This window comes from Brevibacillus porteri (genome assembly GCF_003013475.1).
Classification (GTDB): domain Bacteria; phylum Bacillota; class Bacilli; order Brevibacillales; family Brevibacillaceae; genus Brevibacillus; species Brevibacillus porteri.
Map to the genome: position 1 here is coordinate 19,667 of NZ_PXZO01000035.1, position 11,048 is coordinate 30,714.

Below are 11,048 nucleotides of genomic sequence, written 5' to 3' on the forward strand. Positions count from 1 at the left end.
GAACGCTTCTTTGTTCAAGCTTACATATCAGATTTTTTTATTCTGAACGAATAGGAGGAAAAGAATAGCGCCAACAACACAATTAATCCCCCTAGCCAGCCTAAATTTTGAATGGCTGCGTACTTGATCACCACTCCACCTAAACCTGCTCCCAATGTCATGCCAATATTCATTAATGCAGTATGGAAGCTCAGGACAATTTCTGAGGATTGTGGTTTTAAAGAAATCAAATAAGACTGGTTTGCGGGAGTTGTTGTCCATGCAGCGGCCCCCCAAATCATAATGGTAAGAAAAGCACCTATTGTCGAAGCTGCCGTTGCCGTTAATGCGAATAACGCTACTGAATGGACGATTAAACTAATGGAAATTGTTCGGACAGGTCCCCACTTATCCACTGCATACCCACCAAAGCGAGAGCCGATGAAAGCAAATACACCTAGCACCAAAAGGGCAGAGCTAATCATTTCTATCGAAAAACCAGCCGAGGTGCTTAAAAACGGAGCAATATAAGTAAAAACCATGGTGTATCCAAGAATCCAAAATACGGTGGTGAGTAACCCGCTGATTACTTGCTTATCTTGGAGAAAAAGCAATTGCTGCTTGAAAGGAATTGGATTGTCAGCGTGTGCTTTGGGAATAAATTTGTTTAACAGCATAAGATTGACGAGTGTGACGACAGCGATAATCAGGTAGACAAAGCGCCAGTCCATATATGCTGCTATTAACGTTCCAATGGGGACACCCAACACTAAAGAAACAGAAAATCCTGTAATTACGGTTGCGATTGCATTTCCTCGTTTTTCAGGTTGGGCAAGCTTGGCTGCGAAATGGGTTGCGACAACGATATATAGCCCACCACTCATAGCAAGGACAATACGTGAAAGCATGAGAACATGAAAATGAAAACTGAAAAGGGCAAGGATATTTCCCGCAATAAAAATAATCATAGAATAGAGCAATACTTTTTTTCTTTCAAATCTTGCAGTCAGCATGACTAGTACAAGTGCCCCAAAAGCATACGATAAGGAAAAGACGGTGACTAATTGCCCTGCCATAGATATCGACACATTCAAATCAGTCGAGATGAGTTCCAAAATGCCGGATACAACAAATTCTGCGGTTCCAGTTACAAATGCCCCAAGAGCTAGTAAATATATGGCTATGCGATTCATACTCTCTTCTCCTTTTTCATCATCTTGCCCTCATTCTAAAACGCATGATAACATGAGTAAAATTGATATTTTTCATTTGGGAGATGAGTAAAAACTCATGACAATTGCTCGTTTCGAGGTTTTTACGAAAATCGTGGAGCTTGGAAGTTTTACGAGAGCCGCCGACCAGTTGAATATGACCCAATCAGCCGTAAGTCATGCTATCGCAAGTCTGGAGTCAGAATGGGGCGTTTCATTGTTCATTCGGGACAGAAAAAAAGGAGTCCTTCTTACAGAAATAGGACAGATGGCTTTGCCTCATATGCGAGAGATTTTGAATAGAATGGAAAAGATCAATCAAGAGGTAGCTTTAGCATCAAAAATTGAAGTAGGAACGATACGTATCGGTACGTTCGCCAGCGCTTCCGCTTGTCTATTGCCAAAAATTCTTTCAAAATTTCAGAAGAGGCATCCCAAAATAGAGTTTAAGTTTTATGAAGGTACCTATGAGGAAATTACGGAGTGGCTAAAAACAGGAGTAGTCGACATTGGATTTGTTGTGGAGCACAATTCTCAAGCCGAGTTTGAAATGATTCCAATTAAGAAGGATAAAATGGTTGTAGCCTTTTCTGTCCATCATAAATTTAACGGACAAGAGAACATTTCAATTCAGGATTTAAAGGAAGAAGCTTTTATTATGCCAACTGGAATGTATCAATCCCATGTGAATGAGATTTTTCAGGAAGCGAAGCTTAAGCCGTGTGTACGTTTTGAAGTACACGATTGTAACACCATCGCGAACATGGTAAAAGAAGGACTCGGGGTCACGATCGGCCCTGAATTATTTCTCAAATCACAGCCAAATATTCGAGTTGGGAATCTGAATGTATCGAACTGGAGAAATGTAGCGTTAGCCTGCCATTCCATTTCTGATGCTTCGCCTGCCGTAAAAGCGTTTCTTGCAGTGGCCAAGAGTGTTTTTGGGGACGAAGCATAGGCTCAGCAGGGGGAGTGGAAACTCTTTTCATCCCGAAGAAAATAAGTAACCGCCCATTGAGATTCCAACTCTGGCGGTTACTTGAGCATAAGTCTACTTAATGACTTCTAGTTTTGTTTTTGCTAGGGATTTACGCAATCTCTCTAGCCTATAAAAGTGATTTGAATTTGCGTGTTAAAGCGATCGGTAACAACCCAGCCTGCTGGAATCTGTTGATTATACCTGATCCATAGTTTCGCTCCCTTTGGAGCTCTTTGAATACTCGTAATTTCAAATTTATCCGTCGTACTATCTGTAATGACCCATCCTTGCGGCACGATTTGATTGTTCCGCATCCACAGTTTATCTCTGTAACCTGCGCCTTGTGTATAAATAATTTGCAGAGAAGTACCACTTTCCATCTATAACAGCCCATCCATCGGGAATCCGTTGGTTGTACTTGATCCAGAGTGTCGATCTGTACGTAGCTCCAATCACGCATGTAATTTCGAATTGAGTACTAGTACTGTCGGTAATGACCCAGCCTTGTGGGACCAGTTGATTGTTCTTGATCCACATTTTGAGGGCACGAGTCCCTCTTGCGAAAACTGCCTATACGTTAAAAAATTCTTGCGCAGTCTTGGTAGTAGCGCTGGCCACTTCCTCAGGGCTCAACCCCATACATTGTGCGACCGCGTGTAAGATATGTCTCAAATACATTGGCTCATTCCGACCATCCACAGGCTTTTCTTTCAAATCACGAGGGGTTAAAAATGGCGCATCCGTTTCAATCATCAAGCGATTCAAGGGAATCTTTTTGACAAGCTCCCGAAGATGTTTCCCACGTCTTTCATCACAAATCCATCCCGTAATCCCGATATGAAAGTCCATTTCTAAATAAGTATCCAATTCCTTGGAGGTTCCAGTAAAACAGTGCACAACCGCACGATTGATCTTTTGACGATGCCCTTTCAGAATCGAGACAAAATCAAGATGAGCATCGCGTTCATGCAAAAACAACGGCAGTTGAAGCTCTGTGGCCAGGGAAATTTGTTCAATGAACCACTTTCTTTGAATATCACGTGGGGAGAAGTCACGGTTATAATCTAACCCGCACTCTCCAATCGCTACCACATGGGGAAGAGATGCTAGTTCTCTTAATTTTTTGATCGTCGATTCATCACAGCTCTTTGCATCGTGAGGATGAATGCCTGCTGTAGCGTACAGCTTTCCTTTGGAGCGACTCGCATATCGGGAGGCATCCATACTGTTTCTCAAGCTTGTCCCTGTCAAAATTAATGGGTAAATTCCTTGTTTCTCTGCTCTGGCAACGACCTCATCGCGATCTTGCTGAAAGGAGCGGTGCATCAGGTTTACGCCTATATCGATGATCTGTGTATTCAAGAGAATCAATCCTTCCTAGTAAGAGGTGTGAGTAAGAACTAATTTTCACTATCATTCCTATTTTTGGTTGTTTTTCATTATAGCGGATCGAGTTGTTATGTTCTATAGATGAAAAAATCCTCCCTGCGGTGACAGAGAGGACTCGCTTTTTTCTATTCTCATGAAGGAATGGCATCTAATGCTCGCCTTACTTTTCTTGCGAAAGCAAGAGGTTTGTCAACTGCTTCAACATTTACATATATCAAGCGGGGACGATCGAATAACCATTCATTATGGATAGACGAGACTTTTATGCCTTGATTCCGAATGGCTGCAATGAACGGATTGACCTCTTTCTGTAGGAATGCCGCTCTGCCTAAACAGAGGGCTTTGCCCGTTTTTTGATTGAAGGATTCGAATGAAAAAGAAGACGTCACACGAAATCTTTTCCCCAAAATGGTCGCTTTTATTTGATTTCGATTGATGGTCGCGACGCATTTTCCACCAGCAAAGCCAGATTGCCCCCTGATCATTCTGGAGAACTGCTCACAAAGCGAGACTTTTTTGGGCATTCCTCGTTTCCTCCCAGGTTTTTGTTTATCCTATGTAGACATGTAAGGGATGGAAACGGATGATGGCCTATTCTGCTGGGGGAGGGGGATGAAACAGCTCAGCTCATTCTACACTTTTTAAAGACTCAATCATATTGAGGTTGGTTACTTTTCGCCGAAGTAGCAAGTTAGAGAGAATCGTAAGCAAGTAGGCAAGAATAACAGAAACCAATAGGATAGAAATATGTAACTGATCCGGGATCTGTTGATGGGTGCTAGACAGTGCTTTGACAATCATGGCATAAACATAGCCACTTATCGGTAAAGCGACAATGACCGCAAATGTAGTGAGTAGGATGTTTTCAAAAAAGATAAGTCTGTTTATTTTATGTTTTTGGTAGCCTAATACTTTAAGGGTTGCAAGCTCACGATTCCTTTCATAAATGTTTATGGAAGAGATCGTATAGATGGCGCCAAAGGAGAGGATGACGGCGCATACGATAAACATGATAAATACAAAGCTGTTTTGTTTCAAAATATATTCAGCGGTTTTCTTTAAATCATCTCTATCAGCGATGGTTTCTACTTGAGGATCTTGTTCAAAGAAGGTACGAACGCTATTAAGATCTACAGAGCTATTTGCTTCAACTAAAAGTGAGGTTGGACTGTAGTCTATGCCAAAGCTCTTTAAATAGTCTGGTGTGATATAAAACGAAGGATTCGAATACTGCGTAGATATATGTAAAACCTTCATATCTACAGATTTATTTGTAAGCTCGGGTGCTTTGAACGTTGTATGGATGATATCTCCTGCTGAAATATGATATTTGTCGGCATAGGATTTTGGTATCAGCACACCATTATTTTCTAAGGTGATCCGATTATCATTTTCGTCAAAGAAATGAATGAGAGAGTTTTCTCTTTCCGTAACAACGAGAGTGGCATTATCTTTTTCATCACCTTTTATGAATTCAACAGGAAAGGTGGATAGAGAATAACGATTTTTCATAACGGAGGGGAGCTTTACCGTATCCGTAGATGTTCCGATCGTATAATCTACTCGTAAATCATACGTATAAACATCTTCGATTTGGCTAGCTACTTGTTGCAAGGCAGATTGAGTGCCAAAAGCAGTTATCAATAAGACCGTGCTTACAACAACGCCAATTGAGCTCGCTATAGCTTTTGGTTTATTTAGGAAAATATTTCTCAAAATGAGTTTGTAGCTATAGGAAAGATGACTCCAAATACCCGGAATTCTTTCTATCAATAGCGTTTTCATCTGCTTTGGCGGTTTAGGACGCATAGCTTGAGCCGCACGTTCTTTTAATAGGGTTCTACCACTTAAGTAACACGCTAGGATTCCAAAAGCACTGGAGAAAATAATGGGAGGGATGAAAGAATAAAAAGAAAGGGAGTAGGTAATGCCAGGCAGAGAGTAGGCTCTTGCACTTGATGCCGTTACGAATGGAACAAATACGAGAGCGGCAATAGCACACCCAATGATTGAGCCTATGATACCTGCCAGCACAGGGTATCCCATGTAATGAAGCATGATGGTTCTGTTTTTGACACCTAAAGCCTTCATAATCCCTACTTGGTTTCTTTGAGAATCAATCATTCTCGACATGGTAAGAAACAGGATAATGGCTACTATCAAAAAGAGAACGAAAGGGATAACCATACTCATCAATTTATTATTATGGATCGTTTCCTTTATTTTTGAATAGCTGAAAGTCCGTTCTTTACTTACTTGGTTTACATAAGGAAGGCTTTTAGATTGTGCTTCAATGGATTGACCTAATTTGTCCATATCGTAACCTTCTGTAGCATCGATCATGATTTCATTATAGGAGGTGCCACCTAAGATTTCAGAGATTGTCTCTTCGGCAATATAAGCGACTCCGTAGGTTTTATGGTCTTGTATTTCGTTCTTTTTTGCATGTTCGACATTCTCACCGAAGCCGCTAATGGTAAATGTAAAATTTCTTTCATTCGCACGAATACTGATTTCATCACCGACTTGAAAAAGATGTTCTTTCGCATAACGGGAATCTACTACTATCTCATTCTTTCTTGACGGGATTCTACCCTCAATCATAGCAATCGTGTTTATTTCGTTTTTGACAGGGATGGAATGAATTTTCAAAAAAGCTTGATCATCTTCAAAGGCTTGCGTGGCATCAAAGGTATAACGTCCTTCTATTTTTTTAATGCCTTCTATTTCACTTAAAGCAGCGACATCATTTTTGGAAATTTGCTTGTAAAATACATGTAGGTCGCTTACGTTATGTTCTTTAAAATAACCTTCTGTATAAGTACTAAGATTATTGCTATAAGTTACTAGCCCCCCGTAGAAAAAGGCTCCTACTGCGATAACCAAAACAAAGGCGATAAATTGCCCGATCGATTGTTTGATATCCCTTACTAATTTTAAAAATAATTTCATTATCACCACTCAATCCCTTCCACACTTTGCTTTTCGCGATTCATGGTAACGCTTTCAATCATTCCGCTTTTTACCTTAATAATTTTGTCAGCCATAGGAGCAATGGCGGAATTATGTGTGACCAATACGACGCACTTTTTCGTTTCTTTGTTCAAATCTTGGAGAAGCTTTAAGACCGACTTACCTGTCACATAATCCAATGCTCCGGTTGGCTCGTCACAAAGTAGAAGCAATGGATTTTTGGCAACAGCTCTCGCGATTGCAACTCTTTGTTGTTCGCCACCAGAGAGCTGGGAAGGGAAGTTTTTCATACGATTTTGTAATCCAACTTTATGTAAAATCTCTTTCGCATCCAGATGGTTTTTACATACTTCCGTAGCAAACTCAACATTTTCGAGAGCGTTTAAATTCGGAATTAAGTTATAGAACTGAAAGACAAAGCCGACTTTTTCACCGCGGTATTGCGTTAATTTTTTTTCGTTGAATCTGGTGATTTCTTGATCGCCAACAAATACTTGACCTGAGGTAGCCGTATCCATTCCGCCAAGCAAATTCAAAATCGTACTTTTACCAGCGCCGCTTGCACCCAAAATAACGACGAATTCTCCTTCTGCTATGGAAAAATCAACACCATTAAGCGCCTTGATTGGCACTTCTCCGATTTTGTATTCTTTCGTTACTTTTTTAAATTCGATTAATGCCTTCACTGATTACATCTCCTCGTACCGTATTTTCGAGACTTAGATACCATAATATCCCAATGGAGAGTAGTTACATCCCGCAGTCGATGTATTTTGACCTCGGTCTCGAGAAGGAGTTTGATCTCGCTTGTAAGAAAAAAGCCTCTACACGACCAGTATCGCCTTTACATTCGCCTACTATTACAAATAGGAGGGCTTCGACTTGCTCGCAAAAAAACGGAGCACCCTCTAAAGGGCTACTCCGTTTGAATCATGACTAAGCCAACGTGATTAACACCTCACATGTTTCCGTTTGAAGCCAAGCTGACCTTTACTTACTGCCTTTTGAATATTATCGAAAACGTTTAGGAACTTGCTTTTTGCTTTGTCTTTTTGGACTTCTACAGGACCTACTGCCTTTGCGATTTCGATCGCCTTATCGTGGAGTGGTAAATAGGAAGTCCCCACCGTGTAAATGAAATTATTCATCGCGTATTTTGTTCGTTCGGGAGAATCGTGGATCGTATTTTTCACAGTATCTAGCATATTGGCAATTTTGCTTTCGGAAAATTCACGATCTGGGCGATTACCCAAAAGCCAGCAGTAACAACTCCAGCCCGCAGACATTCTGAGCTCTTCGCCGCTTGTGATCCAGTGATCGGCAACTTCTTGGGCAATATCTGCTTCAGATAAGGTTACGGCAACCACATAATCGGACAGCATATAAAAATAAGCTGAATCCATCCACCGATCAAAGTCTGCCTTGGTCATTGCTTTTGGGTCTGCGATCACTCCGGCAAAGTACATGGCGTCGTAGTTCCCAGTAGCGTAAAGCTGCTCAGCCAAGGGTTGATTGATCTTGATTTTTCTCGCCATGGGCTTCATAGCGCCTGTAGCCACGCCAAAAAGTGGTTCGTGAGCACCATTGGATAGATAAATTTTCTTGGTTCGTTCCTTGCCGAGAGCTTCCAGCTCTTGCATGATCGTTTCTAAATCCATCGTATATCACTTCTTTCATTGGCGGGTGTTCCCTTAAGATTATAACCATCCAATCCATGACTCATGTCACCTATTGACTATATTATTAGTGATTATTATAATAACCACCATAGAACTTAGAGGTTATTGCAATAATCACTAAAGATAAGTATGCAAGGTGGTGGTTTTCTTTGGATGAAATTTATAAAGAACTTCAGAAATTGGGATTCTCACAATATGAATGCAAAGCATATATCGGACTTTTAAAGCAGTCTCCTATAACTGGATATGAGATTAGTAAAAGATCAGGTGTACCTCGTTCCATGATTTATGAAGTATTAGGGAAATTGTTAGATAAAGGAGCAGTTTATACGGTACCTTCTGAACCTCTGACCTACTCGCCTTTGCCAGCTAAAGAATTAATCACGCGATTGCGTAATTCCTTCGAGCAATCATTTGATTATCTTGAAAAAAATCTATCTGCATTAGAAAGTGAACAGCAAGTAGACGTGGTTCGACGCATTAGTAGTGATGAACTGGTTATCACAGAAATGGTTGACATGATAAATAAAGCCAGAGAAGAACTATGGTTATCGATTTGGCAACCACAGATTTCTTTTATAAAACAGGATGCAGATAAGCGGGTAAAAGAGGGGGTCCCTGTATTTTCCATTTTATTTGGAGCACCCGATACCGAGATAGGTGCAACCACTCATCATGATTACATGTCTCCTAAAGTAGCAGAGGAACGTATGAGTGGTCGTTTAACCATTGTCTCCCGGGACAATGAAGAAGTATTAATAGCCAATTTCGCTCCAAATACCGCTGCATGGGCTATAAAAACACAAGACCCAGCACTAGTATTAGTAGCAATGGAGTACATCAGGCACGACATCATGTTTGCACAATTAGTTAAGGAAATTGGCCCCGAGAAAGCCGAAGCTGTCTGGATTAACCATCCTGACCTGTTCCATGTGGTCACAGGAAAACGGTTCAAGTAATTTGAACCGTATTTTCTTTCACTTTTTCATAGTAGTTATGATGATAACTCCTGCAATGTGAATGAGATTAAGGAGGGATAAAATGGGTTTAGCGAATGACCGAATCGAAACGGTGGCAGATGTAAGAGATAAGGATACTTTTCGCCAAGGTATAAAGGATTGTGTCCCTACGTTGTTGGGGTATTTAAGTATTGGATTTGCTGCTGGTGTTATAGAAAGGACAGCGGGTCTTAGTATAGCTGAGATAGCCCTGATGTGTTTAATTCTTTATGCTGGTTCAGCCCAATTTATCGCTGCTGGTATGATGGCAGCAAGCAGTTCGATTACCACCATTATTATTACGATTTTCTTTGTTAATCTTCGGCATCTTTTACTTAGTGCGGCCCTAGCACCATATTTTCGGCATCTTTCTCCGCTTAGGAACATGCTAGTAGGGTCTCTACTTACCGATGAGTCATTTGGTGTTGCTATCAACGAAGCTGCAAAAAAGAATTACATTAGTGAAAAATGGATGCACGGTCTAAATATAACGGCTTATCTAAACTGGTGCGCAGCTAATATAGCCGGAGCATTCTTCGGACAATGGATTTCAAATCCTGAAAAATTTGGTTTGGATTTTGCTTTGACAGCGATGTTTATTGGACTTTTGGTACTTTCGATGTTAAGTCGAAGGAAAATGAAACGTGATGTGGTTGTTGCGATAATCGCAGTTGTTATTGCTGTGGGAGCCAGTTCAGTGTTGTCTGGCAGTATGGGAGTTATTGTTGCTACCATTTTTGCTTCAACAATAGGGATGGTGATGGAAAAATGGAAGTAAGATGGGATGTTTTTTTGGTGATTGTAGGAACAGCTATTGTTACATTCATCCCTAGAGTCCTTCCTCTTATGGTACTGAGTCGTTTTCAATTACCAGAGTGGGCAACACGATGGTTAAGCTATGTGCCCATATCTGTTATGGCTGCTCTAGTAGCTCAAGAGATATTTAAACATGATGAAAAAATTTCTTTTTCCACTAATAACGTTGAACTTTTAGCAGCCATACCAACCTTTTTCATTGCGATAAAAACACGTAGTTTATTGGCAACTGTACTCGTAGGCATTATTGTCGTGATGGTTTTACGTTTTTTGTTTTCATCTTGATCGCTTCAAGATGTTCATGGAATTCCGTTTTCTTTCCTGACCATAACTGTCAGTGAAGTTGTTTTATAATTGATTTGTAAAAACATGACAAGGAGGGAATCACTTTGAAGGAAGTGTTCATTTTTATTACGGATGGCTTTGCTGATTGGGAGGCAAGTTACGTCAGTTCTGAGCTAAACAAGCCAGGCACAGGATATCGTGTAAAGACAATCGCCATTGATCAGGAACCGAAAGTTTCGATGGGTGGTTTAACGGTCCTTCCAGATTATAGCGTAAGCGAATTCGATCGGAATGTTGATATCGCCATGTTAATCATACCTGGTGGAACGGGATGGAGAGAAGAAAAGAATCAGCAAGCAAAAGTAGTGGTTGAGTATTGTGTGAGCAAGGATATTCCTGTCGCTGCCATCTGTGACGCTACGACTTTTTTAGGGAATCACGGATTTTTGGACAATCATAGACATACAGGCAATACGTTACCTTATTTGAAGGAAGGGGCTCCGAACTACAGAGGAGATCAACATTATGTAGACGGTCAGTCAATCCGTGACGAGAATCTCATCACTGCGAACGGAAGCGGTGCATTGGAGTTTTCAAGACATATCTTGGAGAGATTGGGTGTATTAGAAGGCGATGAATTGAATCAATGGTACGAATTATTTAAAAAGGGATACTTTCCCTCCTAACAGATTGGTTTGATAGGAAAGCACGAAAGCATAGAGACTGTAAAATCTTTTGT

At 40.7% G+C, this 11,048-nt stretch carries 12 protein-coding genes; 5 read left to right on the top strand and 7 right to left on the bottom strand.

Translation table 11 applies throughout. From position 1 onward, the window contains the following. Positions 1 to 20 precede the first annotated feature (20 nt). On the bottom strand, positions 21 to 1,172 hold the full coding sequence (locus C7R92_RS18035; RefSeq protein ID WP_106835204.1) for an MFS transporter: 1,152 nt from the start codon (positions 1,170 to 1,172) through the stop codon (positions 21 to 23). 97 nt (positions 1,173 to 1,269) lie between these two features. On the opposite strand from C7R92_RS18035, the gene C7R92_RS18040 reads away from it, so the two are divergent. Beyond that, complete coding sequence (locus C7R92_RS18040; protein WP_106835205.1) at positions 1,270 to 2,148, top strand: LysR family transcriptional regulator; 879 nt, start codon at positions 1,270 to 1,272, stop codon at positions 2,146 to 2,148. Positions 2,149 to 2,291: 143 nt separating this feature from the next. On the opposite strand, the gene C7R92_RS18045 is transcribed toward C7R92_RS18040, so the two are convergent. From C7R92_RS18045 to C7R92_RS18070, 6 genes are all read right to left on the bottom strand, one after another. Next, the gene (locus C7R92_RS18045) at positions 2,292 to 2,549 is read right to left on the bottom strand and encodes a hypothetical protein (RefSeq protein WP_106835206.1); all 258 of its coding nucleotides are present in this window, start codon (positions 2,547 to 2,549) and stop codon (positions 2,292 to 2,294) included. 190 nt (positions 2,550 to 2,739) lie between these two features. After that, positions 2,740 to 3,540 carry a TatD family hydrolase gene (locus C7R92_RS18050; RefSeq protein WP_106835207.1) on the bottom strand — a complete coding sequence of 267 codons (801 nt, stop codon included), beginning with the start codon at positions 3,538 to 3,540 and terminating at the stop codon, positions 2,740 to 2,742. Positions 3,541 to 3,689: 149 nt separating this feature from the next. Beyond that, a complete protein-coding gene (locus tag C7R92_RS18055) occupies positions 3,690 to 4,082 on the bottom strand; it encodes a DUF1259 domain-containing protein (RefSeq protein WP_106835208.1) in 393 nt (130 codons plus the stop codon). A 103-nt stretch (positions 4,083 to 4,185) separates the two neighbouring features. Next, positions 4,186 to 6,510 (bottom strand): ABC transporter permease, encoded by a 2,325-nt coding sequence (locus C7R92_RS18060; protein ID WP_106835209.1) that lies wholly within the window; start codon positions 6,508 to 6,510, stop codon positions 4,186 to 4,188. 2 nt (positions 6,511 to 6,512) lie between these two features. Continuing rightward, a complete protein-coding gene (locus tag C7R92_RS18065) occupies positions 6,513 to 7,217 on the bottom strand; it encodes an ABC transporter ATP-binding protein (protein ID WP_106835210.1) in 705 nt (234 codons plus the stop codon). 264 nt (positions 7,218 to 7,481) lie between these two features. Continuing rightward, positions 7,482 to 8,189, bottom strand: a complete 708-nt coding sequence (locus C7R92_RS18070) for a DNA alkylation repair protein (protein WP_106835211.1) — start codon at positions 8,187 to 8,189, stop codon at positions 7,482 to 7,484. Positions 8,190 to 8,359: 170 nt separating this feature from the next. Between C7R92_RS18070 and C7R92_RS18075 the strand changes: the two genes are divergently transcribed. From C7R92_RS18075 to C7R92_RS18090, 4 genes are all read left to right on the top strand, one after another. Then, on the top strand, positions 8,360 to 9,169 hold the full coding sequence (locus C7R92_RS18075; RefSeq protein WP_069846719.1) for a TrmB family transcriptional regulator: 810 nt from the start codon (positions 8,360 to 8,362) through the stop codon (positions 9,167 to 9,169). Positions 9,170 to 9,251: 82 nt separating this feature from the next. After that, positions 9,252 to 9,986, top strand: a complete 735-nt coding sequence (locus C7R92_RS18080; RefSeq protein WP_106835212.1) for an AzlC family ABC transporter permease — start codon at positions 9,252 to 9,254, stop codon at positions 9,984 to 9,986. Then, entirely contained in the window at positions 9,977 to 10,309 is a 333-nt protein-coding gene (locus C7R92_RS18085; RefSeq protein WP_106835213.1) for an AzlD domain-containing protein, read from the top strand. The genes C7R92_RS18080 and C7R92_RS18085 overlap by 10 nt, the downstream gene beginning before the upstream one ends. A 104-nt stretch (positions 10,310 to 10,413) precedes the next feature. Beyond that, positions 10,414 to 10,995, top strand: a complete 582-nt coding sequence (locus C7R92_RS18090; protein ID WP_017250097.1) for a type 1 glutamine amidotransferase family protein — start codon at positions 10,414 to 10,416, stop codon at positions 10,993 to 10,995. The last annotated feature ends 53 nt before the right edge of the window (positions 10,996 to 11,048 follow it).

What these genes read in the sequence shown, in the direction of transcription:
- C7R92_RS18060 (WP_106835209.1), bottom strand. Translation starts at nt 6,510, where the DNA reads ATGAAATTATTTTTAAAATTAGTAAGGGATATCAAACAATCGATCGGG.
- C7R92_RS18055 (WP_106835208.1), bottom strand. Translation starts at nt 4,082, where the DNA reads ATGCCCAAAAAAGTCTCGCTTTGTGAGCAGTTCTCCAGAATGATCAGG.
- C7R92_RS18035 (WP_106835204.1), bottom strand. Translation starts at nt 1,172, where the DNA reads ATGAATCGCATAGCCATATATTTACTAGCTCTTGGGGCATTTGTAACT.
- C7R92_RS18070 (WP_106835211.1), bottom strand. Translation starts at nt 8,189, where the DNA reads ATGGATTTAGAAACGATCATGCAAGAGCTGGAAGCTCTCGGCAAGGAA.
- C7R92_RS18045 (WP_106835206.1), bottom strand. Translation starts at nt 2,549, where the DNA reads ATGGAAAGTGGTACTTCTCTGCAAATTATTTATACACAAGGCGCAGGT.
- C7R92_RS18085 (WP_106835213.1), top strand. Translation starts at nt 9,977, where the DNA reads ATGGAAGTAAGATGGGATGTTTTTTTGGTGATTGTAGGAACAGCTATT.
- C7R92_RS18080 (WP_106835212.1), top strand. Translation starts at nt 9,252, where the DNA reads ATGGGTTTAGCGAATGACCGAATCGAAACGGTGGCAGATGTAAGAGAT.
- C7R92_RS18040 (WP_106835205.1), top strand. Translation starts at nt 1,270, where the DNA reads ATGACAATTGCTCGTTTCGAGGTTTTTACGAAAATCGTGGAGCTTGGA.